This is a genomic window from Labrys sp. E2SS-1L, from assembly GCF_057073705.1.
In genome coordinates, this window is the sequence record NZ_CP172712.1 from 3225234 (window position 1) to 3249505 (window position 24272).

23 protein-coding genes are annotated in these 24272 nt (G+C 63.2%); 13 read left to right on the forward strand and 10 right to left on the reverse strand.

The features are described 5' to 3' along the window. The first annotated feature begins 57 nt into the window (after positions 1-57). Complete coding sequence (cysE, locus tag ACIGJE_RS14920; protein WP_311938904.1) at positions 58-912, forward strand: serine O-acetyltransferase; 855 nt, start codon at positions 58-60, stop codon at positions 910-912. A gap of 13 nt (positions 913-925) precedes the next feature. Here the strand turns inward: cysE and ACIGJE_RS14925 are convergent. Together ACIGJE_RS14925 and ACIGJE_RS14930 are read right to left on the reverse strand one after the other, a co-directional pair. Further along, a protein-coding gene (locus ACIGJE_RS14925; protein WP_440727486.1) for an IS5 family transposase occupies positions 926-1689 on the reverse strand; the annotation gives its coding sequence in 2 pieces (ribosomal slippage) (positions 926-1351 and positions 1354-1689; 762 coding nt in all). 329 nt (positions 1690-2018) lie between these two features. Further along, positions 2019-2666: a MarC family protein gene (locus ACIGJE_RS14930; protein ID WP_483677832.1), complete on the reverse strand. Its 648-nt coding sequence runs from the start codon at positions 2664-2666 to the stop codon at positions 2019-2021. 84 nt (positions 2667-2750) lie between these two features. Between ACIGJE_RS14930 and cls the strand changes: the two genes are divergently transcribed. From cls to ACIGJE_RS14945, 3 genes are all read left to right on the forward strand, one after another. Then, the gene (gene cls, locus ACIGJE_RS14935) at positions 2751-4190 is read left to right on the forward strand and encodes a cardiolipin synthase (RefSeq protein WP_483677834.1); all 1440 of its coding nucleotides are present in this window, start codon (positions 2751-2753) and stop codon (positions 4188-4190) included. A gap of 340 nt (positions 4191-4530) precedes the next feature. Then, complete coding sequence (locus ACIGJE_RS14940) at positions 4531-4728, forward strand: DUF3126 family protein (protein WP_245196728.1); 198 nt, start codon at positions 4531-4533, stop codon at positions 4726-4728. 220 nt (positions 4729-4948) lie between these two features. Next, positions 4949-5479: a gamma carbonic anhydrase family protein gene (locus ACIGJE_RS14945; RefSeq protein WP_483677836.1), complete on the forward strand. Its 531-nt coding sequence runs from the start codon at positions 4949-4951 to the stop codon at positions 5477-5479. Between the two features lie 108 nt (positions 5480-5587). Here the strand turns inward: ACIGJE_RS14945 and ACIGJE_RS14950 are convergent, their stop codons facing one another. Further along, positions 5588-6211 carry a transglutaminase-like cysteine peptidase gene (locus tag ACIGJE_RS14950; RefSeq protein ID WP_376717704.1) on the reverse strand — a complete coding sequence of 208 codons (624 nt, stop codon included), beginning with the start codon at positions 6209-6211 and terminating at the stop codon, positions 5588-5590. Between the two features lie 321 nt (positions 6212-6532). After that, on the reverse strand, positions 6533-7399 hold the full coding sequence (gene panC, locus ACIGJE_RS14955) for a pantoate--beta-alanine ligase (RefSeq protein ID WP_483677838.1): 867 nt from the start codon (positions 7397-7399) through the stop codon (positions 6533-6535). Between the two features lie 216 nt (positions 7400-7615). Between panC and ACIGJE_RS14960 the strand changes: the two genes are divergently transcribed. Beyond that, positions 7616-8314: a DnaJ domain-containing protein gene (locus ACIGJE_RS14960; protein WP_483677840.1), complete on the forward strand. Its 699-nt coding sequence runs from the start codon at positions 7616-7618 to the stop codon at positions 8312-8314. A 344-nt stretch (positions 8315-8658) separates the two neighbouring features. On the opposite strand, the gene ACIGJE_RS14965 is transcribed toward ACIGJE_RS14960, so the two are convergent. Next, complete coding sequence (locus tag ACIGJE_RS14965; RefSeq protein ID WP_483677841.1) at positions 8659-10290, reverse strand: SPOR domain-containing protein; 1632 nt, start codon at positions 10288-10290, stop codon at positions 8659-8661. 465 nt (positions 10291-10755) lie between these two features. Between ACIGJE_RS14965 and clpS the strand changes: the two genes are divergently transcribed. Beyond that, entirely contained in the window at positions 10756-11088 is a 333-nt protein-coding gene (gene clpS / locus ACIGJE_RS14970; protein WP_082980075.1) for an ATP-dependent Clp protease adapter ClpS, read from the forward strand. Positions 11089-11098: 10 nt separating this feature from the next. Next, on the forward strand, positions 11099-13519 hold the full coding sequence (gene clpA / locus ACIGJE_RS14975) for an ATP-dependent Clp protease ATP-binding subunit ClpA (RefSeq protein WP_311938918.1): 2421 nt from the start codon (positions 11099-11101) through the stop codon (positions 13517-13519). Positions 13520-13609: 90 nt separating this feature from the next. Here clpA and ACIGJE_RS14980 read toward each other — a convergent pair whose 3' ends face one another. From ACIGJE_RS14980 to ACIGJE_RS14995, 4 genes are all read right to left on the reverse strand, one after another. Then, complete coding sequence (locus tag ACIGJE_RS14980; RefSeq protein WP_415087085.1) at positions 13610-14062, reverse strand: hypothetical protein; 453 nt, start codon at positions 14060-14062, stop codon at positions 13610-13612. 83 nt (positions 14063-14145) lie between these two features. Further along, complete coding sequence (locus ACIGJE_RS14985; protein ID WP_415087087.1) at positions 14146-14739, reverse strand: hypothetical protein; 594 nt, start codon at positions 14737-14739, stop codon at positions 14146-14148. Between the two features lie 27 nt (positions 14740-14766). Next, the gene (locus ACIGJE_RS14990; protein WP_311938924.1) at positions 14767-15399 is read right to left on the reverse strand and encodes a hypothetical protein; all 633 of its coding nucleotides are present in this window, start codon (positions 15397-15399) and stop codon (positions 14767-14769) included. Next, the gene (locus tag ACIGJE_RS14995) at positions 15396-16145 is read right to left on the reverse strand and encodes a MotA/TolQ/ExbB proton channel family protein (protein WP_415087089.1); all 750 of its coding nucleotides are present in this window, start codon (positions 16143-16145) and stop codon (positions 15396-15398) included. Before ACIGJE_RS14995 ends, ACIGJE_RS14990 begins: the two co-directional genes overlap by 4 nt. Before the next feature lie 238 nt (positions 16146-16383). Between ACIGJE_RS14995 and ACIGJE_RS15000 the strand changes: the two genes are divergently transcribed. Together ACIGJE_RS15000 and ACIGJE_RS15005 are read left to right on the forward strand one after the other, a co-directional pair. Then, a complete protein-coding gene (locus tag ACIGJE_RS15000; protein ID WP_415087091.1) occupies positions 16384-17793 on the forward strand; it encodes a histidine kinase in 1410 nt (469 codons plus the stop codon). Beyond that, positions 17790-18422, forward strand: coding sequence for a response regulator (locus ACIGJE_RS15005; protein WP_415087093.1), 633 nt, complete (start codon positions 17790-17792; stop codon positions 18420-18422). The genes ACIGJE_RS15000 and ACIGJE_RS15005 overlap by 4 nt, the downstream gene beginning before the upstream one ends. A 174-nt stretch (positions 18423-18596) precedes the next feature. On the opposite strand, the gene ACIGJE_RS15010 is transcribed toward ACIGJE_RS15005, so the two are convergent. Next, positions 18597-19421, reverse strand: coding sequence for a DeoR/GlpR family DNA-binding transcription regulator (locus tag ACIGJE_RS15010; RefSeq protein WP_415087095.1), 825 nt, complete (start codon positions 19419-19421; stop codon positions 18597-18599). 205 nt (positions 19422-19626) lie between these two features. On the opposite strand from ACIGJE_RS15010, the gene ACIGJE_RS15015 reads away from it, so the two are divergent. From ACIGJE_RS15015 to ACIGJE_RS15030, 4 genes are read left to right on the forward strand one after another with little or no spacing between them, the layout of a single operon-like run. Continuing rightward, positions 19627-20325, forward strand: a complete 699-nt coding sequence (locus tag ACIGJE_RS15015; RefSeq protein ID WP_415087097.1) for a CerR family C-terminal domain-containing protein — start codon at positions 19627-19629, stop codon at positions 20323-20325. Next, a complete protein-coding gene (hlyD, locus tag ACIGJE_RS15020; RefSeq protein WP_415087099.1) occupies positions 20322-21347 on the forward strand; it encodes a secretion protein HlyD in 1026 nt (341 codons plus the stop codon). Before ACIGJE_RS15015 ends, hlyD begins: the two co-directional genes overlap by 4 nt. 12 nt (positions 21348-21359) lie before the next feature. Beyond that, positions 21360-23087 (forward strand): ATP-binding cassette domain-containing protein, encoded by a 1728-nt coding sequence (locus tag ACIGJE_RS15025; protein WP_415087101.1) that lies wholly within the window; start codon positions 21360-21362, stop codon positions 23085-23087. Further along, on the forward strand, positions 23084-24271 hold the full coding sequence (locus ACIGJE_RS15030) for an ABC transporter permease (protein WP_311938939.1): 1188 nt from the start codon (positions 23084-23086) through the stop codon (positions 24269-24271). The genes ACIGJE_RS15025 and ACIGJE_RS15030 overlap by 4 nt, the downstream gene beginning before the upstream one ends. The last annotated feature ends 1 nt before the right edge of the window (position 24272 follow it).

Below are 24272 nucleotides of genomic sequence, written 5' to 3' on the forward strand. Positions count from 1 at the left end.
TGCCGGCATCACTGCGCTAAAAAGGAAGGAGATACCTTCCATTCAGCGGATAGGCAGATGAATCAGTCGAAGCGCCTGGTTTCCCATGGGCTTGAAATCGTCGACCCGGTCTGGAGCCGCGTGCGGGCCGAGGCTGAAGCGGTCACCCATGCCGAGCCGCAGCTTTCCAGCTTCATCTTCGCCAATATCCTGCAGCTCAATTCGCTGGAAAGCGCCGTGGTGCAGCGCATCGCTTCGCGCCTGGATCATTCGGACATGCCGGCGACCCTGATCGCCCAGGCCTATGGCAAGGCGCTCGAGGCTGATCCGAGCATCGCCTCGGCCATCCGCGCCGATATTGCGGCAGTGATCGATCGCGACCCGGCCGCCAATCGCTATATCGAGCCGATCCTCTATTTCAAGGGATTCCACGCCCTGCAGACCCATCGCCTGGCCCATTGGCTCTGGAAGTCGGGGCGCAGGGATTTCGCCCTCTACCTGCAGAGCCGTTCCTCGGCCGTGTTCCAGTGCGACATCAATCCGAACGTACCGATCGGGCGCGGTGTCTTCCTCGACCATGCCACCGGCCTGGTGGTGGGCGAAACGGCGGTGATCGGCGATGACGTCTCCATCCTGCAGGACGTGACGTTGGGCGGCACCGGCAAGGAGTCCGGCGACCGCCATCCCAAGATCGCCCGCGGCGTGATGATCGGGGCGGGTGCCAAGATCCTCGGCAATATCGAGATCGGCCAATGCGCCCGCGTGGCGGCGGGCTCCGTCGTGCTCAAGGCGGTGCCGCGCAATACGACCGTGGCGGGCGTTCCGGCCCGCGTGGTCGGGGAGGCGGGCTGCGCCGAGCCGTCGCGCAGCATGGACCAGATCCTGCATGGTCCGCTGCCGGACGACATCTTCTGGCATGACGTCGGGCTCTAGGAGTTGTGGACACTTATCTGATCCATAGAACTGTAGCGGCAAGGGTTATGACGGCGAGATAATTTCTAGCGGTTTTCTCGAAACGAGTAGCGACCCGTCGGAACTGCTTGAGCTTTGAGAAGCAACACTCGATGAGGTGGCGCTGGGCGTAGAGGTGCTTGTCGACAGGGTATTTTCGAGCCCGCGACGGGTTGCTTGGGATGACAGCCACAGCATCTTTGTCTGCAATTGCCTGGCGCAGGCGATCGGCGTCGTAAGCGGCGTCGGCCATCACGACCTTGGCGGGTAAGCCGTCGATCAAGGCATAGGCCTGAGGGCAATCGCCTCTGTGGCCGGCGGTCAGGGTGAAGCGCACCGGGCAGCCAAGACCTCTGACAGCCATATGGATCTTGGTGCTCAGGCCGCCGCGAGAACGGCCAAGGGCCTGATCTTCAGACCCCCTTTTTTGGCGCCCGAAGCATGCTGATGGGCACGGATGATGGTGGAATCAACGATCAGATACTCGAAGTCCGGATCGTCCGACATCGCCGTGAAGATGCGCCACCATACACCCTTATGGCTCCAACGGCTGAAGCGACGGAAGACACTGTTCCACTCACCGAAGACCTCGGGCAGGTCACGCCAGGGCGAACCGGTGCGCACGATCCACAACACCGCTTCCACAAACATCCGGTTATCGTGACCAGACGAACCGCGCGTCCGTTCGTCACCGATAATATGCGCCGAAATACGCTCCCATTGATCGTCGCGTAGAATCAGACGGTCCAAAACACCCATCGCTGCCTCCAAAAGACAGCTTTGAATCACATACCCCCCACTCTTGGGAATCCCAAGAGTCCACAACTCCTAGAGCATCGTGCCGAAAAGTGGATGCTGGTTTTTGGCAAAAACGATGCGACAACAATAACCTATAGTACCAGATCCGATTCCGAAATCGGGTCTGGTACTATAGGGCAGGTCATTTGCGACAACAGGCTAAGATGGCCGATCCCGCTCCATTTCTCGAAGGAGTTGAGGATGACGGTTCCCCCTGTTTCGTGCCCTTCGGCTCGTAAAGCCGAGCCGTCATTTCATCGTCGCCGAGATCTGTAGCATTTCCGTGCCTCTCAAGCCAGGCCCGGCAACATCACCTTGGTTCCCTCGATGACCATTTCGACCGCGATCGCAGCAAGTATCATGCCCATGATCCGGGTCATGATGACCCGCACCTTGGCGGAGAGGAGTTCGCCAATCTCGGCGGCGAAGAACAAGACGATGAACAGGGCGAGCAGGACGCTCGCAAGCACGAGGGCAAACGATACATATTGCGCGGCATTATGGGTTTGCGCTGCGTAGACGATCAGCGTGGCCATGGTGCCCGGTCCCACGACCATCGGAAATGTCATCGGATAGAACGCCAGATCACCATCGGTATCGCTTTCAGCCGTCCTGTCGGCTTGTTTTTCCTGCTCGCCCCTTTCGTGCGAGGTGACCGGCTTGCCGTTCAGCATGGACAAGGCGATGCCAAGAAGCACCAGGCCGCCGGCGACGCGGAAAGAGGCAATGGTGACGCCAAAAAAAGCGATGATGTACCCGCCAAACAATGAAATGACGATGCACATCGCTGCCGTATAGAACAGTATCGTCACCGCCATGCCGCGCTGTTGAGCGACGGGTTTGGTGCTCACCATGCTGAGAAAGATCGGCAGGTTGATAAAGGGATTCATGATGGCGAACAGCGCGCCCAGGAACTTCGCAGCGAAAGTGACGTCCATTTGATCGCAATCCTTCAGGGTTTCAGGCACGTTCTTTAAGCCTATATCGCGCTTCGCCCGGTCGCTTCCCGAGCAGGATATATCATGTGGCATCACCTCCTAGCCCTGGTGCTCGTCCTTGCCGTGCACGTAGCGGTTCTCTGCCGGGTGCTGCTCAACGATGACATGAGTTCAGACGCGCGCGCCGCGTGGTTCTTCGTGCTCATCGGCTTTCCGATCATCGGAATTGTGGTTTATCTTTTTCTGGGCGAGCCCTGGATGGCGCGCAGCTTCCGCCGGCGGGCCGCTACGGTCTGGGAACAGCCCATAGCGAACATATCCGCCATGTCGGGCGGCATGTCCTCGGGCCTCATTCCCGATCGGTACAGGCCGGTATTCGAGACCTGCGCGTCCTTGAACGGATGCGGGGCCGCAATCGGGAACGTGGCGAGCCTGGCCGCCGACTCCGACGCCGCGATCCGCGACATGGTCCGCGATTTCGACCTCGCCCGAGAGACCATCCACGTTTCGTTCTACATTTGGCTGACGGACAATAATGGCAGGCTCGTCGTCGAGGCACTGCGGCGGGCGGCAGCGCGCGGCGTCACCTGCCGCGTGGTGGTGGACGCCTTCGGATCGCGCGATCTCATCCGCTCCGCCTATTGGGCCGCGATGAAGCAATCGGGCATCAAGCTCTGCGTCTCGCTGGTGTCCTCTCTCGGTGTGTCGCTGGCATCGATCAGTCGCCCGGATCTGCGCAACCATCGCAAGATCGTCGTCGTCGACAACAGCGTCACCTATTGCGGCAGCCAGAACTGTGCGGACCCGGAGTTCCGTATCAAGCCGCGGTTCGCGCCCTGGATCGACATCATGCTTCGGTTTGAAGGTCCGGTGGCTCGCCAGAACCAACTCGTCTTCGCCAATGATTGGGCCGTCGAATATGGCGAAGACCTGCCCAGCCTGCTCGGCGAACCCTTCCCGGGAGAGTTGGAGGGAGACTGCGCGGCGGCGGCCTTCGGGACGGGGCCGATGTCTCCGAAAGGGTCGATGTCGGACGTGTTCGTCTCGTTGCTCCAGAGCGCCCAGCAGGAGGTGGTGATCTCGACACCCTATTTTGTCCCGGATCTGCAGCTTCTCGCCAGCCTGATGGCATCGGCGCGCCGTAAGGTGACAACCATCCTCATTCTTCCTGCCCGGAACGATTCACATGTCGTGAGTGCGATCAGCAAGGCGCATTATGCGCGGCTTCTCGCATCGGGCGTGAAGATCTACGAATATCATGGCGGCCTCCTCCATGCGAAAACCGTGGTCGTGGACGGCCAGCTAACGCTGGTGGGCTCGGCAAACATGGATTTCCGCAGTCTCTATCTCAATTTCGAAAACAACATCCTTTTCTATTCGGACAAGAACTCCGGCGATGTTCGGGCCCGGCAGGAAATCTATATTTCTTCGTCGACGCAGGTCGATGAACAAGACGTCAAGAAGCGTCCGAGGCTGCGTCGAATATACGACAATCTGCTCACCATCGTCGGGCCGGTGTTCTAATGAGCGTGAGGTGACCGTGGCATCGCAAACAGCGTCGGAAACGGAACGGATGCCGCAAGAGCCAATCGCCGCATCGTTTCCACCGGAAACTGGCAACCGTCTTTCGATGCGATGATCCCGTCCCGCGATCGTTCGCCATCGCATCAGCTTTCGATCAATCCGATGATCTGCGGAGATTGCGCGTTTCCCGCCTTCGGCATGCCCTAACTTGCTCGATTGCACAGGGTGTCGGCCCGCATTCTCTTGCGAAGCAGGCTTCGGCATGGCAAAGCCCGGGGATGGCGGGGCGGCAAAGTCGCCCGGCGCATTCAACCGAGGAAGTCTAGTGGACAAGAAAGACATGCAGCGCGTCGAAGCCTATCTTCGTCGCACCTTCGGCAATGCCACCATTCGCGTCGTGCCTCGTGCCCGCAAGACTGACAGCGCGGAAGTCTATATCGGCGAGGAGTCGATCGGCGTGGTCTCCGAGGACAAGGAAGACGGAGAGACCTCCTACGACTTCCACATGGCGATCCTCGACATCGACCTCGAGGACTGATCGGCTATTTGCGGGATCGCGGGTATTGGGCGCTGGCTTTACTGGTCGGAGCGCATGAAACACGGAGGGTCGATCTCCAGATCGGCCATCTTCGTCCATAATCACGCGTGATGTTTTCAGGATGGTCGATCTGGAGATCGACCATCCCATGCTACGCCACGACCACAGCGTTAGCGCTCATAGGCGAGGACGCCTGCGATCCCAGGAACGGAGCTCTGCCATGCCCCTCTATGCGCTCGACGATATTGCGCCGTCGGTGCCGGCCGACGGCCGCTACTGGCTTGCGCCCGATGCGCAGGTGGTCGGTCGCGTGATTTTGGCAGAGGACGCCAATATCTGGTTCGGTGCGGTGCTGCGCGGCGACAATGAGCCGATGACCGTCGGTGCGCGCTCCAATATCCAGGATGGTGCCGTGCTGCATTCCGATCCCGGCTTTCCCCTCACCATCGGGGAGGATTGCACGATCGGCCATTCCGCCATCCTGCATGGCTGCACCATCGGTGCCGGCAGCCTTATCGGCATGGGGGCCACCATCCTGAACGGCGCACGCATCGGCAAGGGCTGTCTGGTCGGCGCCAATGCGCTGATCACCGAAGGCAAGGAATTTCCGGATCATTCGCTGATCGTCGGCTCGCCGGCCCGAGTGCTCCGTCCCCTCGACGCGGAAGCCGTCGCCAAGCTCAGGCAGTCGTCGGCGCATTATGTCGCCAACGCCAAGCGCTTTGCCAAGGGGGTGAAGAGGGTGGATTGAGTCGCGGGGAGCGTATTTCCGGGTGCACGGACGTCTCGTCCGTTCTTGGAAACATGACACGCGCCGTGGGGAAGAGGCGGACGAGACGTCCGCGCACCCGGAAAAAACTCAGTTGCCCTTGGCCGACACGATCGAGGTGGTCTGCGTGTCGCCGAGCGAGACCCAGGCATTCTGGTCGGATTGCGACTGGCGCTTGACGTAGCGATAGCCGGTGGCGCGCCAGGACAGGATCTTGGTTTCCTGATTATCGAGCACGAACTCGCCGCGGTCGGTCTTCACCATCAAGACGGCGTGGCCTTCGTTCTTCTTGTCGCGCACCACGGTGATCAGCAGGGCCGAGCGCGGCCAGCCGGCGTCGATCAGCAATTTGCGTTTGAGCAGGACATAGTCCTCGCAGTCGCCCTTGCCATTGGTGGGGTAGGCCCACCATTCGACCTTGCCGTAATTGTCGAGATCGGTGACGGGCTTGACCGATTTGTTGACCTGATCGTTCAGGGCGATCAGATCCTTCCAGGCCTGGCGCGAGAGCACGATATCGCGTGCTTCCTGCGAGCCCGACTTGCAGTCGGCCGGATTGTCCTTGCAGAACTGCAGATAGCCAGAGGGCGGGGTGGTGACATCGCCCACGGGAGCATAGATCGGCATGGCGCTGTGGCCGGCGGCGGCAGCCTGCGAATGCGGCAGAAATGCCGTTGCGAGCGCCACGGCGGCCAAGGCGGCTTTAGGGGCCATTCGGCTCAAATTCGACCTGATCCTGATCCCGAAGCGCATCACAATCTTCAGACCCGTTTTGCCCGCCACCGGATGTTTACCCAGAGAGCAGGGCCAATTACCCGTTCCCGAAGCCAACTTCGCACAAGGGCAGGGGCCGCACAACGCTCTTGCCGCAGAAAAAACAAGATCCGCACGGGGTATGAAGTGTCGTAACTCTTTGAAAAATCTCATGTTAACGGTGGATTAACCACGATTTCCCGTTTTCAAACACGCGCGGGCAACGAAGGGATGCGTGGCATGATTGCCACGGTTTCGTCACCTTTCCCGACGGCAATTTGGTTAATGCCGGGGCGTCTCGACGCCGATATTGTCGATGAGGCGGGTCGCACCCAGCCGGGCAGCCACCAGCAATCGCACCGGCCCCTCCGCAAGTCCGGTAACCGGGGCGAGGCTCACCGCCTGCCGTGCTTCCAGATAGTCGAGCTCGAAGCCTCCGGCCGTGATGGCGCTGCGCCCGGATGCCAGGGCGGCTTCGATGTCGGCGCCCTTGATCAGGGCATCGGCGACCTGCCGGAGGGTGCGATGGAGGAGAGGGGCCTTGGCCCTCTGTTCCGGTGCGAGATAGCGGTTGCGCGACGACATCGCCAATCCGTCGGCTTCACGCACGGTCGGGATGCCGACGACCGTGATCGGCAAATCGAGGTCGCGCGCCATCTGGGTGACGACGCAAAGCTGCTGATAGTCCTTCTCGCCGAACAGGGCGAAATCGGCGCCGCTTTGGCAGAACAGCTTGGCCACCACCGTCGCCACGCCGGCGAAATGGCCGGGGCGGAAGCGGTCCTCCAGCCCGGCTTGCGCCGGCCCGGCAACCGAGACGGTGGTGGCGAAGCCGTGCGGATAGATCTGGCTGGCGTCGGGAGCGAACAGGAGATCGCAGCCGACATCCCGCAGCCTGGCAAGATCCGCCGCTTCCGTGCGGGGATATTTGGCGAGATCTTCGGTCGGCGCGAACTGGGTCGGATTGACGAAGATCGTGGCCACCACCCGGCTTGCCCGCTGGCGGGCCTGCCGCACCAGGGTGATATGACCGTCATGCAGGGCGCCCATGGTCGGCACCAGGGCGACCGTCTCCTGCACCTCGCGAAAGCGTTTCACGGCCTGGCGCAACTCCGCCACGGTTCGAACCACCAGGGTTTGGCGTGCCATCCCTTACTCCGCAGGTGCATAGTGTCGTATTCGCTTGACCAGGGTTCTGGAGCGTCTTGTGACTTGGCGGTCACTCCAAATCCCAGGACGCGTCGAACCAAAGAGTTTGAGCAAGGCCGCGTTTGCGTTTAAACGCGCTTTGCTCGGGGAACGCTCAACTGGCAAGACTCGGATTCCAAGATTCGAATCGATGGCTGTTTCGCAGATCGGATAGAAGTGGGCCAGCTTATTTTCGCATGCGTGGTGCTGTTCTGCCTGTGGCCGTTTCTCAAGCCAGGCATGCTGTCGAAGACGCCGGTCCTGGACAGCCTGCTGCGGCGCGGCGGCAGTTTCCTTGCCTTTGCCTTCGGCCTCTATCTGCTGACACGCGGCGTCTGGGGCATGGGGCTGCCTCTGCTGGTCCTGGCTGCGGGCATGCGAGGCTGGCTGCCGCAATTGCCGGATGGCGTCATTCCGGGTTCGACGACGAGACCCAGCTCGGTACGCACCGCGGATCTGGTGATCATGCTCGACGCCAGCAGGCAGCCGGTGGACGGGCAGGTCATTCGCGGGCGTTTTTCGGGCCGGCGCCTTTCGGCCATGCAGGCAGGGGAACTGATGCAACTGCGGGCGGAGATCGCCGCCGACTTTGTCGGTCGTTCAATCCTTGAAGCTTATCTGGACCGCAGGCTTGCCGGATGGCGCGAACACTTCAAGGATGATGCGCACGCGCGGGGCTTCGGAGCGGCGGCGTCCGACGCGATGACGAAGCAGGAAGCTTACCAGATCCTTGGGGTGCAGCCGGGGGCGAGCGCCCAGGAAATTCGTCGAGCGCACCGGGCGCTCATGAAGAAAATCCATCCCGACAAGGGGGGCACGACGCAGATGGCTGCTCGTGTCAACCGGGCCAGGGACATGCTTCTTGAAGGCCATTGACGCTAACTCCACCGAACTTGCTCGGTTCCGACGATGCTTGAGCGTCGCAGAACATGGTTACGCAACGATTAAGCTCGCGACCTTTTCCCAGCGCAAAGTGTGTTCCGGCGAAAGCCGCTTTTATCCTGGGGCCAACGGCGTTCAAGACTGAGCGCTTGCTGGCTCCAAGCCGTGGGCTGGAAGTGTCTTTGCGTTCCCTGCGACTAAGCGAAATCGCAGGGTGTCTTGTTTATCGCCCCCTTGCTTTGCGCCTTCTGTGTGAAAGCGCAATTCCCGCAAAACAAAGGCGCGGCCTGTCCGAAGAAGGCCGCGCCTGAACGGGAATACTTGTTCTGGCCGAAGGATCAGAGCTTCACGGCAACGCAGGCGAAGGAGGCCGCCTTGAGGGAGCTGCAGGCCGACTGGGCCTGGTTCTGATCGCTGAAGCCGGCAAAGCGTGCACGCCACAGGGTCGAACCGTTGCGGCTGACCGTCTCGGTGAAGGGGCGGGCGGAGGAGAGCGCCTTGTTGCCGGCTGCCTTGGCGCTGGACAGCAACTGCCGGGCGGCTCCTTCGCTGTCGGTTGCGCCGATCTGGATGATCCAGCCGCTGCGCTGCGGCGCGGCCAAGGCGACGGAATCACGGGTGATGGCAACGGTGCGGACATTCTGCACCGTGGCGGTGGTGTCGGGGCTGGCCTCGCTGCTCTGGCCGGCGCGAACAGGCGGCGTAGCGGGCGCGGTCGTGACCGGCTGGAGACCCTGGACCCAACGCATGCTCGGGGTGCTGGGCGCCGCGAAGGCCATGACCGGCTTGGCGGGAACAGGCTGGGGCCGGGCCTGCGGAGCGGAAGCGGGCGCCGCGTCCCCGACGATTTCGGGCGGCATCGGCGCCGCCACCGGAGCGGCCTGGCGGGCCTTCGGCGCTTCAGCGACCACGGCCGGCCGGACAACCGGCGGGCGGGGCGGTGCGGCCATGGGCTCGGCATCGTTTGGGAGTTCGGCCCGGGCGACCTGGGTGGCGGAGCGGTCGACCGCGTTGCCGGCATAGGCGACGGGCAGATAGGCATCGATCAGGCGGCGCATCACGACGTCGCGTGAGGCGGCGCTGCGGCCGCCCATCACCACGGCGACCAACTGCCTGTCGTTGCGCTTGACCGAGGTCAGCAGATTGAAGCCGCTGGCATTGGTGTAGCCGGTCTTGATGCCGTCGACGCCTTCCACCGAACCCAGCAAGCGGTTGTGCCCCGGGATCGGGCGTCCGCGGTAGACGAAGCTGCGGGTCGAGAACAGGCGATAATAGTTCGGGAAGCGCTTCTGGATGGCCATGCCGAGGATGGCGAGGTCATGGGCGCTGGTGATCTGGCGGTTGTCGGGCAGGCCGGAGGCGTTGACGAAGGTGGTGCGCGACATGCCCAGCGCACGGGCCTTGCGCGTCATGTAGTTGGCGAAATTGCCTTCCGAGCCGCCGAGGGCTTCGGCCACCACCACGGCGGCGTCATTGGCCGAGCGCGTCACCATGCCCTTGATGGCGTCGTCGACGCGGATGGTCTGGCCGGCGCGCAGGCCGAGCTTGGTGGGGGACTGGGAGGCGGCGTGGGCGGAAACGGGAAGCTCGGTCGCCATCGAGAGCCGGCCGGCCTGCAACTGTTCGAACAGGAGATAGAGCGTCATCACCTTGGTGATGGAGGCGGGATGCCTCAAGGCTTCGGGGGAGGCCTCATAAAGCGTGCGCCCGGTCTTTACGTCGACCACGATGGCGGCATAGCGCGGATTGTTGCGCATGTCGGCGGGAATGGCCGAGGCGGCCGATTCCGAGCGCACGCGCTTGCTGCGCGCATGCTTCATCGATTTCTGCGCCGGGGCGGCATGATGGCCGCGGCGGCGCGCATCCGCTTCATCCGGATGAAAGGCTAGGGTTGTCGTGAACACTACCAAGCCGGCTGCAACCATTGTGGTGGTCCGGGCCAGTCCGCCCCCGATCCAACGCGATAGCATGCAAAGTCCCCAATACTCACCGGCGCGACGGCACCGTCCATTACATGTCCCTGCGAGACCGGTGGTCTCATTCGCCCTTCGTCCGGGGCTCACCCCACCCCGTTGCCGGAGGGAGGCCGTCTCACCGTGCCGCTGCAGGGACGACACAGTCAATGAACCTAGGCGGACGCGGTTACGGATCGGTTAAGTGCCCAGCCAGCGCGGCATTTTGGTCGCATGATTGTCCGATTGGTTGAGAATGAATGAAAAAGAGGCACTTCACCCGCTGTTCAGAACGTGGAACCCATTATTGCGCGTTGTCGCACTAGCGGAAAGTCGGGGGCGATCATAAATTCAGTTCGTGGAAGCCTTTTTCCTCGTCGAGATCATGTTAGGCTGCAGGCGATTGCAGTTGTCGAAATGGAAGATTCAACGATTCTGGATATTGCAGTGAGCGCCGCGCACAAGCCGTTTCCCCTGATCGGCATGGCCCGCGAACCCCGAGCTCCAGGTGGCGGTGAGGGCACTAACGCGGCCGTGATCACCAAGACGCGGCCGGCGACCAAACGCCCCAAACTCTACCGGGTCCTGTTGCTGAATGACGATTATACCCCGATGGAATTCGTCATCGAGGTGCTGGAGCGCTTCTTCAACAAGGATCGTGACGGTGCCACCCACATCATGCTGCATGTTCACCACAATGGCGTGGGAGAGTGTGGCATCTACACCTATGAGGTCGCGGAGACCAAGGTGACTCAAGTCATGGATTTTGCCCGTAAGCATCAGCATCCGCTGCAATGCGTCATGGAAGAAAAGTGAGGAACTGATCGTGCCATCCTTTTCAAGACACCTCGAACAGTCCCTCCATCGCGCTCTGGCCGCTGCCAATCAGCGCCATCACGAATATGCGACTCTCGAACATCTGCTGCTCTCCCTGATCGAGGATCAGGACGCGGCGGCTGTGATGCGGGCCTGCAATGTCGATCTCGACATTCTGCGCCGCAACCTGGTCGAATATATCGACACCGAACTGGAGAATCTGGTCTCCGACGGCCGCGACGACGCCAAGCCGACGGCAGGGTTCCAGCGCGTCATCCAGCGCGCGGTCATTCACGTGCAGTCCTCGGGCCGCGAGGAAGTCACCGGCGCCAACGTGCTGGTGGCGATCTTCGCCGAGCGCGAGAGCCATGCCGCCTATTTCCTGCAGGAGCAGGACATGACGCGCTATGACGCCGTGAACTACATCTCGCACGGCATCGCCAAGCGTCCTGGCCTGTCGGAAGCCAAGGCACCGCGCGGCGTCGACGAGACCGATGGCGACAGCCCGAAGGCGACGGCCAATGGCGAGGATGCGTCCAAGAAGAAGCAGGACGCCATCGACGCCTATTGCGTCAATCTCAACAAGAAGGCCCGGGACGGCAAGATCGACCCGTTGATCGGGCGCGACAGCGAGATCACGCGCACCATCCAGGTGCTCTGCCGCCGGCAGAAGAACAATCCGCTCTTCGTCGGCGATCCCGGCGTCGGCAAGACGGCGATCGCCGAGGGCCTCGCGCGCCGCATCATCGAAGGCGACGTGCCGGAAGTGCTGCGCGGCGCCACCGTGTTCGCGCTCGACATGGGCACGCTGCTCGCCGGCACGCGCTACCGCGGCGATTTCGAGGAGCGCCTCAAGCAGGTGGTGAAGGAGATCGAGGCCTATCCGGGCGCGATCCTGTTCATCGACGAGATCCATACGGTGATCGGCGCCGGCGCTACCTCGGGCGGGGCCATGGATGCCTCCAATCTGCTCAAGCCCGCCCTGGCCGCCGGCCTGCTGCGCTGCATCGGCTCGACCACCTACAAGGAGTACCGCCAGTATTTCGAAAAGGACCGCGCCTTGGTGCGCCGGTTCCAGAAGATCGACGTGGCGGAGCCCTCCATCCCCGACACCATCGAGATCCTCAAGGGCCTCAAGCCTTATTACGAGGAATATCACAAGCTGCGCTACACCAACGACGCCATCAAGGCGGCGGTGGAGCTGTCGGCCAAATACATCAATGACCGCAAGTTGCCGGACAAGGCGATCGACGTCATCGACGAGACCGGCGCTTCGCAGATGCTGGTGACCGAAAGCCGGCGCAAGAAGACGATCGGCGTCAAGGAGATCGAGGCGACCATCGCCACCATGGCGCGCATCCCGCCCAAGACCGTGTCGAAGGACGATACGGAGACGCTGAGGAATCTGGAGACCAACCTCAAGCGGGTGGTCTACGGGCAGGACAAGGCGATCAAGCAGCTTTCGGCTGCCATCAAGCTGGCCCGTGCCGGCCTGCGCGATCCCGAAAAGCCGATCGGCAATTATCTGTTCTCGGGGCCGACAGGCGTCGGCAAGACCGAAGTCGCCCGCCAGCTTGCCTCCGTGCTCGGCATCAACCTGCTGCGCTTCGACATGTCCGAATATATGGAGCGCCATACGGTGTCGCGCCTGATCGGTGCGCCTCCCGGCTATGTCGGCTTCGACCAGGGCGGTCTGCTCACCGACGGCATCGACCAGAACCCGCATTGCGTGCTGCTGCTGGACGAGATCGAGAAGGCCCATCCGGACCTGTTCAACATCCTGTTGCAGGTGATGGATCACGGCAAGCTCACCGATCACAACGGCAAGAGCGTCGACTTCCGCAATGTGATCCTGATCATGACCACCAATGCCGGCGCGGCGGATCTGGCCAAGGCGGCCTTCGGCTTCACCAAGAACAAGCGTGAGGGCGACGATACCGAGGCGATCAACCGCCTGTTCACGCCGGAGTTCCGCAACCGCCTGGATGCGACCATTGCCTTCGACCACCTGTCGCAGGAGATCGTCAGCCAGGTCGTCGACAAGTTCATCGCGCAGCTCGAAGTGCAGCTTGCCGATCGGCATGTTGCGGTGGAACTCTCCAACGATGCCCGCACCTGGCTGGTGGCCAATGGCTATGACGAGTTCATGGGCGCCCGGCCGATGGCTCGCCTGATCCAGCAGGCGATCAAGACGCCGCTGGCGGACGAGGTGCTGTTCGGCCGGCTGAAGTCGGGCGGAGCCGTGCGGGTGACGGTCGTCACCAACGAAGAGGGCAGGCAGGAACTGGGCTTCGAATATCCGGCAGGCCCGGCCAAGCCCAAGCCCGAACCGGTGGTGGCCGACAACAGCCAGGCCTCGGCCAAGAAACCGAAGGCCAAGCCGAAAGGACCGCCGCAGCGCGAGCCCGACGCACCAGCCGGCGCGGAATAGCCTGCCTCGCAAGGACGGCTACCGAACATCCGAGGGGGTGAAACGCACCGGCGTTTCACCCCCTCGTCGTTTGGCCGGTTGAAAGAGCGATCAGCGTGTGAAGGTCGATCGCAAGGCCAGGACAGCTCCACGCCCAAAGCCATAGCTGGTGATCAAGAAGCTCAACAGATTGAGGCCGATGAAAATCGTGCGGGCAAATCCCGTGACGGGCGACGGGCCGGTCGGGTCCAGGGCAGGAAAGATGGCCATCAGCAGGAAGAGCATCGAATTTGTGAACGCACCGATGACCATGGCCCAGCGGACATGCCATGGCAGCGCGATCCTGGTGCCGTAGAAGCCCAAAAGCAGCGCGCTCATCAAGAGAAAGTCGATATGCGCCTGCAGGATACGCTGATATTTTCCGGGGAAGACAGCACCGAATCCCGGGAGTTGCAAGGCCAGTCCCACCAGGCACCAGGCAAGGACAAGGGCAACGATGAGCCAAAGGGCTCCGCCCCTCAGAAGAAGTTTGCCCTGGACATTGTCGTCCTTCGTGTCCGGCATGTCCCATTTCCAATTCTGTTGAAGACCGCATGGTTCAGATCATGGAAGGCAGCGTCGCTGCCGCGATGAACGGCAAGGCAGTGTCAGGGTATGTTCTTCGGCGGCAACGCCGGTTTCGGTAGCGGCACGAGATCGACGTTGCGCGATTGCCCGCCGAGAAAAGCCGGGTCGAACAGGCCGCCGCCGGAAGGATCCCCTCCGGGCGGTGCTCCGGTTTGCAGCGGGCCGGTGGGGACGCTTTGCGATGCTCCCGTTCCGAAAAATTCCGCGCGTCCCCCCTGCAGATTGCCCTTCTCGATCTCCTTTTGCGCCTTGGCCACCCGGCCGGCGAGGTTCGTCGTATAAGGCAGGCGATAGGCGCGCGGCTCGCCGGTCGGCAGGTTGGCCGCATCCAGCTCCTCGAGCCAGAGATGGATGGCACCGGTTTCGCCCTGGACGACATTGGGTTCGACGATCCTCGTCCACAGCACCTGAAAGCGGGCCGGCACGCCGACGGGTGCCGACCAGCCCAGCAAGCCTTGCATCGAGAAGAACACGACGACATAGAACAGGCTCGCCACGACGATCGCGCCGATCTTGACCAGACGCGGCAATGCCAGCCCGATCAGCACGGTGAGCATCAGGAGGCTGAGGAAGACATAGGCGAGCACCAGGCAGAGCAGGTTGGTCTCAAGCATGATCGCCGCCCACCGTCATTGCCGCGGTCATAGATTCTTGCTCCAGGCATTGTGCATGCCGCGCAAGATCGACTTGGCCTCCCGGCTGGTGCCGGTGACCTCGCCCTGCGCGTCCATGGTGAAGCGTATGGCGGTCTGCTCGCTTCCCCCGTCAGCCGTTTCAATCGTCTCCCGGGCGACGATCTTGGCGACCGGATTGAGCTTTTGCACCGTTACCGTCACCGGCACCGGCTGCTTGGTCAGGGCGGTGAAGTGATAGACGTTCACGGTGTATTCGCCGGCGACGAAACCGCGAATGCTGACGAGCTCCTCGCGCACCTTGGTCTGTTGCTTGCGCCCGTTGACCATGACGAAATCGTTGAGGCCGCCGCGATCGTCGCGGTCGAGCACCAGGAAACCCGCTTCGCGCCGGCGGTACCAGGCGATGTTGCCGAGCGGATCCTGGACGAAGATGTCCATGTCGTCGGGATGATTATCCGGCCAATCCATGGTGATGATGAACTCGGCCTTGCTGTCGACCTTGCCCTCATTGGCCTTGGGGGAAATGATGATGAACACCACGAAGAACAGGAAGGCGATGACCTGCAGGGCCTTGAACAGCACCACGCTGAACGGGTCGAAGGCTTCTTCCCGTCCGTGGAGATCGAAGTCATCGATCATCCCGGCGCCCTTTGCGCTTCCAGCGCCGAAATCACATGGACTTCGGTGAGATCGACCGCGAAGGAGAAGATGCGCGAGGTGGCGCCGTCGAGGAAATGATATTGCACCTTGATCATGATCGAACCGATCAGGCCTACCAGCGTGGTGTACATGGCGACCGCCATGCCCCCGCTCATCAGCGACATCGAACTGCGCACGGCTTCCTTGCTGTCGGTGTCGAGCCCGGCGATCGGAGCCAGCATCATGATGAAGCCGACGATGGTGCCGAGCAGCCCGAGCTTCATCAACGTATCGCTGGCAAAGGCACCATAGCGGTTGGAACCCCGCAGCCGGTCGGCGAGGACACGCAACAGCAAGGTTTGGTCGAGGCGGGCCGAGCCTTGCAGGTCGGCCTTGGTGACGAGGTCGCGTATGTGGCCGGCGACCAGGCCTTGCCCAAGCTTTCCGTCGGGCACCGAACCCATGGTCGCCAGGGCGGACTTGCCACCTCGAATGACCCACTGGGCCGTGCGGCGGGCAGCCTCCCCCTCGCGCCCGATGAAAACGATACGCCACAGGCAATGTAGACTGCTTGCGACATAGAGGAGGACGATGACAACGGAGATATAGGTCCTGTCCTCGTCGATCATCTTGGCGATGAAGCCAAAATACCAGAGTACGAGGAAGGCGAAGATGCTGACGCCGGTAAAGATGAGCCAGGACAGCAGGGGATCTGCACCGGAAAGGCGCGGTTGACGCTCGCTCATGGGACGGTCGGACTCATTGGACGTTTGGACTCAGGGGACTTGCTGACGGTTGCTATGGATCGATGGATCATGTTCCAGGCTAGCAACGGTGAAAGCCGGCAGCCTGGGTAGAGGTCCCGATCTCATTTGGGCATTTTGCCCGACATTGGCTTCCGGGCGTCGTCTCGCAGCCTTTGTGCTTGCCAGCCCTGTGGGCCATGCTCACTATTCGAGGGGGTCGATCCAGCAAGAGTGGGCCATGAACCTCTTCGGTCATCTGGTTTTGCGGCTCGCAGCCGCCATCGTTCTCTGCCTCGCCTGTGCCATCGGCTGGGTCTTGCACGATACGCGCCATGCCACCGAAACGGAGACACGCGCCTCGGCCGAGCGGGTCTCCAAAGCGCTGGAAGCTCTCTATTGGCGCGAGCTGCTCTGGCGCGGCGGACTTTCGCGCAACCTCATCCTGCCCTTGCCCGATTGGAACACCATCGTGACGATGAAGGTGATTTCGCCGGGCATATGCATAACCGTCACGCTCGGCCAGGAAGCGCCCCGGCGCCTGTGCAGCCAGCTCGAGACGATCGGCCGTCCCGCGCCGGCCTGGTTCGAAACGTCCTATGATTGGCTGTTCGGGCCCAACCAGGCCGTCGAGCGCCCCCTCAGTGACCGCCAGCCTCAGGCCGGCACGATCGAGGCCGTGCCCGACCACGGTGCCGCCGTGCGGCTGGCCTGGGACCGCATCACCATCGTGCTCAGCGTGGCGGGCCTGCTGGCGGTCGCCATCGGCGTACTCGCCGGGCTTTTTATCGGCCAGTCCCTTCTGCCGGCGCGTGCCATCGTCGCCGGCCTGCGCCGCCTCGAACGCGGGGATTACGGCTATCGTCTGCCCGGCTACCGGACGGCGGAATTCGATCGCATCGCCGGCGCCTTGAACGATCTCACCTGCCGTTTGGCCGAGACCACGGCCCAGCGCGTCGCCCTCACCAACCGCCTGTTCCAGGTGCAGGAGGAGGAACGACGCACGCTGGCGCGCGATCTCCACGACGAATTCGGCCAGTGTCTGGCGGCCGTCAATGCCCTTGCCGGCGCCATCGAATTGGAGGCCGAGGACCGGCCGGAGATTGCCAAGGACGCTCGATCCATCGCCGAAGTGACCCGGCGGATGAATGCGACCTTGCGCGGCACCCTGCAACGGTTGCGTTCGCAGGAGCTCGAGGAACTGGGCCTGGAGGCCAGTCTGGCCCAACTCGTGGCTGGCTGGAATGTCGGCAACACCACGCGCGCCCGATTCCACCTTGATATCGCCGGCAATCTCACCGGCCTTCCGCACGCCATCGCCCTCAGCATCTATCGCATTGCACAGGAATGCCTGACCAATGCCGCGCGCCACGGCAAGCCGCGCGATATCCGCCTGTTCGTCAAGCGAACAGGCCTGCAGGAGGGGGGCGCTGTCGAGCTCAGCGTCGAGGATGACGGCGGCGGCAATCCGCTACGGCTGACCATGGAGGCCGGGCATGGAATTCTCGGCATGCGGGAACGGGTGACGGCACTGGGCGGAAGCCTTTCCATCGGCCAGGCGCGACACGGCGTTCGCATCGCTGCAATCATTCCGTTGCTTGCGGATCGCGCCAATCGGATGCGCGGCCCGGCCCAGCCTGTCCCGGCATGAGCGATCTCAGCATCCTGCTGGTGGATGACCATCCCGTCGTCAGGGAGGGGTATCGGCGGCTGCTCGAAAAGGTGCCCGGCTATCGCGTGGTGGCCGAAGCCAGCGATGCCGTTTCGGCCTATGAGGTCTACCGGAAAGCCAAGCCCGACGTGGTGGTGATGGATCTTTCCCTGCCGGGCCTCAGCGGCATCGAAGCCTTGCGCCATATCCGCCAATGGGATCATGCCGCCCGGGTTCTCATCTTTACCATGCACAGCGGGGCCGCTTTCGCCCTCAAGGCGTTCGAGGCGGGGGCCGCCGGCTATGTCACCAAGGGCAGCGATGCCGCCGAGCTCGTCAATTCCGTTGCCCTGGTGGCCAAGGGCGAACGGGCGATGAGCAATGACGTGGCGCGCGAGATCGCGGCCGAACGCCTCACCCATGCCTCATCGCCGCTGGCCGAGCTCAGCCCGCGCGAGACCGAGATTCTGCGCCTGGTCGCATCGGGCTGGTCGGCCGAGGCGATCAGCACGTCCATGCATCTCAGCCTCAAGACGGTTCGCAATTACCATTATCAGATCAAGACCAAGCTCGGTGCCCGCAACGATGCCCATCTCGTGTGGCTGGCCATCGATGCCAAGCTGGTCTGATGCAAGTCTCGGACCAAAACAACCAGAATTGGTGGTGCTCATGCGCTCGGTACGGCAGCTTGGCATCGCCGAGACGGGTGATGCCTCTTCCGGCGCCGCCGTGTCGATGTTCAAAGCCACGGCATCAGCGCCGCCGTCACGTCGCGGTCATGGGCTGCGAGGCGACGCTGACCGCTACCATTCGAGAGGGGCTTCCTGCGCGTCCGCGACGGCGACACGGGTTTCCACGCCGCTTCGGTGCACCCTGTCGCGAAAGGGGGCGGGAATGTCGTCGCTGACCAGGATGTCGACATCTTCGAGCGAGCCGAGCCTGACCAGCGCACGCTTGCCGAATTTCGTGCTGTCCACGGCCAGGATGGTGCGCTCGGTCTGCGCCAGGGCGGCGGTAACGGCCGAGACCTCGGCCAGGTCGTCGTCGCAGATGTCGCCGGCCTGGTCGATGCCGCTGACCGAGATCACGGCAAAGTCGAACTTGAAGCGGCGGATATAGTCGGCCGTATCCTCCCGGAAGACGCCACCATCCACCGGCCGCACGGAGCCGCCGGGAATCGCCAGGGCGAAACTGGAATTCTCGCTGAAGATGGTGGCCACCCGCAGGCTATAGGTGACGATCCGCAGGTCTCGCCGCTGCAGCAGCGCATAGGCGACCGCTTCGCAGGTCGTTCCGGTGTCCATGAAGACGGCGGCCCCGTCCGGAATGACCTGGGCGACGAGAGCTGCCACCCGGGCCTTCTGCGAGGCGTTTTCGATGCGCCGCTGGCGACGGGCGACGGCATCCACCGGTGTGGCGATCGTGGCCCCGCCATGCAGGCGGCGCACCTGGCCGGTGGCTTCCAGCGCGACGATGTCGCGACGGGCGGTTTGTGTCGTCACGGCAAAACGTTCGGCGATTTCCTCGATCGAGAGGTAATGGCTGCGCTCGAGCAACCGCAGCAGTTCGGCCTGCCGGTTCGATTTCTTGGTGCCGTCGCCCAGCGCATATTCGTCGAGTTGCGTCATCTGGCCTGCTTCGTGTCGCCTTGGCTGCCAATGTCCATCCCCGTGGAAATGTTTCAAGGAAAATGTCGCCAGCAATACCCTGGGACCTCGGTGTGGCTGGCCTACGCCAGACTTGACCTCGCCAGCCCGTCATTCGGGGTGTTATGTTCCGATTTTATAATTCAATCGATTGACTGAAATGCAAATTTCGTCTATGGGTTGCGTCATGGTCAAGAAACAATCTCCTCCTCCGGCCTCGAACGGCCGCGGCGATGCAACCCGTGAGAAGCTGCTCGATGCGTCGATCGGCGTGTTCGGCCGTTATGGCTTCGACGGTGCTTCGACCCGCATGCTGGCGGATGCCGCCGGCGTCAATCTGCAGGCGATCACCTATTATTTCGGCTCCAAGGAAGGGCTCTACGTCGCCACCGCGGACCATATTGCCAACCTGATTTCATCTCATGTCGGCGGTTTGGGCGGGCGTATCCGGGCTCGCCTTGCCGAAGCCGCGAGCGGGGGAGGCGCCATCGACCGGCAGGAAGCCCAGGCCTTCCTGACCGAGTTGACCCAAACCATGGCGACCCTGTTCATCGGACCGATATCCGAGCCGCTGGCGCGTTTCCTCATTCGCGAGCAGATGGAACCGACGGAGGCTTTCGAGCGTATCTTCGCGCAGGTGATGAAGCCCATGCTCGAGGCGGCAACCATGCTGGTGGGCATCGTGCTCGGTGAGGACGGAACGTCCCGCCATGTCAGGTTGCGCACCCTGTCCCTGCTTGGCGGCCTGATGGTCTTCCGCGTCGCGCATGCGGCCGTGAAACGTCATCTCGCCTGGGACACCATCGGCGCCGACGAGGTCGAAACCGTACGGCGCCATGCCGGCGAACTCGTTGCCGCGCTGGTTGCGGAAGGAGGCCGCTCATGAAGAAAGCTGCCATTCCCGTCGTCCTGCTCGCAATCGCCGGTGCCGGGTTCGCCGGCTGGTGGTTCGATCTGCCCCAGCGCATGGGCTGGGTCGAACGCACCGGGAAGGAACTGGTGCTCTATGGCAATGTTGACATCCGCCAGGTGCAGCTCGGTTTTCGCGTCAGCGGCAGGCTTGCCGAGACGCTGGTGGACGAGGGCGATAGCGTGAAGGCCGGCGATACGCTCGCTCGCCTGGACGTCAGGCCGTATCAGGACTTGGTCGAGGTGGCGCAGGCCCAGGCGGCCAGCCAGCGCGCCACGCTCGCCAAGCTGGAGGCCGGTCCCCGCGCCGCCGAGATCGCGCAGGCCAAGGCCGTACTCGCCGAACGCCAGGCCGATCTCATCAATGCCGAACAAAGCTACACCCGGTCCTTCCAGCTTCGGCCGAGCGGCACCGTTTCCCAGGGCGGTCTCGACCAGGCGGTCGCCGCGCGCGATGCGGCACAAGCCCGGGTCAACGCGGCCAGGGAAGCCCTGACCCTGCTGGAGCAGGGCACGCGCTCGGAGGACATCGCCGCCGCCAAGGCCAGCCTGGAGGCGGCCGAGGCCAATCTCGCTTCGGCCCGGACGACCGTTGGCGATGCCACCCTGGTCGCTCCAGCCGATGGTGTCATCCTTTCGCGCGTCCACGAGAAGGGCGCGATCCTTGCCCCCAACGACATCGCTTTCGTGCTGTCGCTCACCAAGCCGGTCTGGGTCCGGGCCTTCATCGCTGAAACCGATCTTGGACGTGTCCATACCGGCACAATGGTGGAGGTGCGCTCGGATACCGATCCGGCCAAGCGCTACAGGGGCCGCGTCGGCTTCATCTCGCCGGTTGCCGAGTTCACGCCGAAGACGGTGGAGACGCCGGAACTGCGCACCGATCTGGTCTATCGCCTGCGCATCGTGGTCGACGAGCCCGACAGCGCGCTCCTGCAGGGCATGCCGGTGACGGTACGCCTGTCCGATGGAGCAGCGGTGGATGGCGGCAAGCCCTGAAAGGCAACGCGCATGACCGATGCGGTCGTCCAGATTTCCGGTGTCAGCAAGCATTTCGGCGAGGCGATCCAGGCTCTCGACGGCATCGAGGCCACGATCCGGCCGGGTGAGATCACCGGGCTGGTCGGCCCCGACGGCGCGGGCAAGACCACGCTGATCCGCCTGATGACCGGCCTGATGCTGCCCGATGAAGGCAGCCTGACGGTGCTCGGCTTCGACACCGCCCGCGACGCGGCTTCGATCCAGGCGGCGATCGGCTACATGCCCCAGCGCTTCGGCCTCTACGAGGACCTTTCGGTTCAGGAAAACCTCGATCTCTACGCCGATCTGCGCGGGCTGCCGAAAAGCGAACGCGCCGCCATCTTCGACGAACTTCTCACCTTCACCGATCTGGCCGCCTTCACCACCCGCCTGGCAGGGCGGCTGTCCGGCGGCATGAAGCAGAAGCTGGGCCTGGCCTGTGCGCTTCTCAAGAAGCCGCGCCTGCTGCTGCTGGATGAGCCGGGTGTCGGCGTCGATCCGATCTCGCGGCGCGATCTGTGGAAGATGGTGGAGGACCTCACCCGCGAGGGCATCGGCGTGGTCTGGTCCACCGCCTATCTCGACGAGGCCCAGGCTTGCGACCGCGTCTTGTTGCTGAACCGGGGCAAGCTGCTGTTTGCCGGCGTGCCCTCCGAACTCACCGGCAAGGTCGAAGGCCGGGTGTTCCGGCTCGGCGATATCGAGGGCCGCCGCCGTCCGGCCCTGTCGCGGGCGCTTGCCGTGCCGGGGATCGTCGACGGTGTCATTCAGGGCCAGGCCATCCGGCTGGTGACCGGGGAGGGGGCAGGGCTTGCCGAGGAGGCGGCGCGCGCCGCGGGCGCCCGTGCAAAGCCCCAACCGATCCAGCCGCGCTTCGAGGATGCCTTCGTCGATCTGCTCGGTGGCGGCCCCGGCGGGCGCTCGCGGCTGGCCGAGGCGACCCAGGCACTTCCTACCGAGGAGGGCAGGCCCGTGATCGAGGCGCGCGGCCTGACCAAGCATTTCGGCGATTTCGCCGCGGCGCAGGATATTTCCTTCGAGATCCCGCGCGGGCAGATCTTCGGGCTCTTGGGGCCGAACGGCGCCGGCAAGTCCACCACCTTCAAGATGCTGTGCGGCTTGCTCAAGCCCACCGGCGGCGAGGGGCGGGTCGCCGGCTTCGACCTCAGGCGCGACTCGGCCGAGGCCCGCAATCGCCTGGGCTACATGGCCCAGAAATTCTCGCTCTATGGCGATCTCAGCGTGGCGCAGAATCTCGCCTTCTTTGCCGGCGTCTATGGCCTGACCGGCGCGCGCAAGCGCGAGCGCATCGAACTGATGACCGAGATCTTCGATTTCGGAGGGCGCCGGAGCATGTCCGCCAAGGATCTGCCGCTCGGCCTCAAACAGCGCCTGGCGCTCGCCTGCGCCGTCATGCATGAGCCCGAAGCGCTTTTCCTCGACGAGCCGACATCGGGTGTCGATCCGATCACGCGGCGCGAATTCTGGACCCATATCAATGCGCTGGTCGAAAAGGGCGTGACCGTGCTGGTCACCACCCATTTCATGGATGAGGCCGAATATTGCGACCGGATTTCGCTGATCTATCGCGGGCGTTCGATCGCGCTGGGTTCGCCTGACGAACTCAAGGCACGGGTGGCCGATGCCGGCAATCCCGATCCGACCATGGAGGATGCCTTCGTCGCGCTCGTGCAGGGTTCGGAGGCCAAGGCGGCATGAGCGAGCACGGACCAGGGCGCTCTACAGCGGCGGGGGAAACCGCGCAGCCATCCGTCGCGGCGGACCGCTCCGCCCGGCTGCTGCGCTTCGCCGCCCTGGTTCGCAAGGAAAGCTATCAGATCGTCCGCGATCCCAGCTCCATCCTGATCGCCTTCGTGTTGCCCCTGATTCTGCTTTTCCTCTTCGGCTATGGCGTGTCGCTCGACGCCACCCGCACCCGGGTGGGACTGGTTGTCGAGGATCCGTCGCCTTTGACCCGTGACATTGCCGCGAGTTTCCAGGCCTCCGGCTATTTCGAGGTCGAGCAGGGGCATGACCGGCGCGACTTCGAGGAGGCGCTGATCCTCGGCCGGATCAAGGGCATCATCGTCATTCCCTCGACTTTTGCCGCCGATTTCGCCTCCGCCACCGGGCCGGCGATCCAGGTCCTCGTCGACGGCTCCGATCCGAACAATGCGAATTTCGTGCAGAACTATGCCCGCGGCGTCATCGCCAGCTGGGCAGCGATCCGGGGCGGAGAGCGCGGCGTCGGCCGGCCGGCGATCGAGGTGGAACAGCGCTTCTGGTTCAACCCCGAGCTGACCAGCCGAAACTTCCTGGTTCCCGGCTCCATCGCCATCGTCATGGCGCTGATCGGCACGCTGCTGACCTCGCTGGTGGTGGCCCGTGAATGGGAGCGCGGCACCATGGAGGCGATGATGGCGACGCCGGTCAGCGCTGCCGAATTGCTGGCCGGCAAGCTCATACCTTATTTCCTGCTCGGCCTGACTTCGATGACCCTGTGCGTGCTGGTGGCGGTCCTCCTGTTCGGCGTGCCGTTCCGGGGCTCGCTGCTGGCGCTCTATGCCTTGTCGGCCAGTTTCCTCATCCCGGCACTGGGGCAGGGACTCCTGATCTCGGCCGCCACCAAGAACCAGTTCCTGGCTTCGCAACTCGCCTTGATCTCGGCCTTCCTGCCGGCCTTCCTGCTGTCGGGCTTCCTGTTCGAGATCAATTCGATGCCTCAGGTAATCCAGTGGATCACCTTGATCCTGCCCGTGCGCTATCTGATTCCCAGCCTGCAATCGGTGTTCCTCGCCGGCGACATCTGGCCGATGTTCCTCAAGGCCATCGCGGTGATGCTGTTCATCGGCTTCGTCTTCTTCCTGGCAGCGGCCCGCAGCACCCGCAAGAGGATCGGCTGAG

What these genes read in the sequence shown, in the direction of transcription:
- ACIGJE_RS14940 (WP_245196728.1), top strand. Translation starts at nt 4,531, where the DNA reads ATGCAGCGCGTCGAAGCCTATCTTCGTCGCACCTTCGGCAATGCCACC.
- ACIGJE_RS15015 (WP_415087097.1), top strand. Translation starts at nt 19,627, where the DNA reads ATGGTCAAGAAACAATCTCCTCCTCCGGCCTCGAACGGCCGCGGCGAT.
- ACIGJE_RS15005 (WP_415087093.1), top strand. Translation starts at nt 17,790, where the DNA reads ATGAGCGATCTCAGCATCCTGCTGGTGGATGACCATCCCGTCGTCAGG.
- cls (WP_483677834.1), top strand. Translation starts at nt 2,751, where the DNA reads ATGTGGCATCACCTCCTAGCCCTGGTGCTCGTCCTTGCCGTGCACGTA.
- cysE (WP_311938904.1), top strand. Translation starts at nt 58, where the DNA reads ATGAATCAGTCGAAGCGCCTGGTTTCCCATGGGCTTGAAATCGTCGAC.
- ACIGJE_RS14995 (WP_415087089.1), bottom strand. Translation starts at nt 16,145, where the DNA reads ATGAGCGAGCGTCAACCGCGCCTTTCCGGTGCAGATCCCCTGCTGTCC.
- ACIGJE_RS15010 (WP_415087095.1), bottom strand. Translation starts at nt 19,421, where the DNA reads ATGACGCAACTCGACGAATATGCGCTGGGCGACGGCACCAAGAAATCG.
- ACIGJE_RS15025 (WP_415087101.1), top strand. Translation starts at nt 21,360, where the DNA reads ATGACCGATGCGGTCGTCCAGATTTCCGGTGTCAGCAAGCATTTCGGC.
- ACIGJE_RS14945 (WP_483677836.1), top strand. Translation starts at nt 4,949, where the DNA reads ATGCCCCTCTATGCGCTCGACGATATTGCGCCGTCGGTGCCGGCCGAC.
- ACIGJE_RS14980 (WP_415087085.1), bottom strand. Translation starts at nt 14,062, where the DNA reads ATGCCGGACACGAAGGACGACAATGTCCAGGGCAAACTTCTTCTGAGG.
- ACIGJE_RS15030 (WP_311938939.1), top strand. Translation starts at nt 23,084, where the DNA reads ATGAGCGAGCACGGACCAGGGCGCTCTACAGCGGCGGGGGAAACCGCG.
- ACIGJE_RS14985 (WP_415087087.1), bottom strand. Translation starts at nt 14,739, where the DNA reads ATGCTTGAGACCAACCTGCTCTGCCTGGTGCTCGCCTATGTCTTCCTC.
- ACIGJE_RS14930 (WP_483677832.1), bottom strand. Translation starts at nt 2,666, where the DNA reads ATGGACGTCACTTTCGCTGCGAAGTTCCTGGGCGCGCTGTTCGCCATC.
- ACIGJE_RS14950 (WP_376717704.1), bottom strand. Translation starts at nt 6,211, where the DNA reads ATGGCCCCTAAAGCCGCCTTGGCCGCCGTGGCGCTCGCAACGGCATTT.
- panC (WP_483677838.1), bottom strand. Translation starts at nt 7,399, where the DNA reads ATGGCACGCCAAACCCTGGTGGTTCGAACCGTGGCGGAGTTGCGCCAG.
- ACIGJE_RS15000 (WP_415087091.1), top strand. Translation starts at nt 16,384, where the DNA reads ATGAACCTCTTCGGTCATCTGGTTTTGCGGCTCGCAGCCGCCATCGTT.
- hlyD (WP_415087099.1), top strand. Translation starts at nt 20,322, where the DNA reads ATGAAGAAAGCTGCCATTCCCGTCGTCCTGCTCGCAATCGCCGGTGCC.
- clpS (WP_082980075.1), top strand. Translation starts at nt 10,756, where the DNA reads ATGGCCCGCGAACCCCGAGCTCCAGGTGGCGGTGAGGGCACTAACGCG.
- ACIGJE_RS14990 (WP_311938924.1), bottom strand. Translation starts at nt 15,399, where the DNA reads ATGATCGATGACTTCGATCTCCACGGACGGGAAGAAGCCTTCGACCCG.
- ACIGJE_RS14965 (WP_483677841.1), bottom strand. Translation starts at nt 10,290, where the DNA reads ATGCTATCGCGTTGGATCGGGGGCGGACTGGCCCGGACCACCACAATG.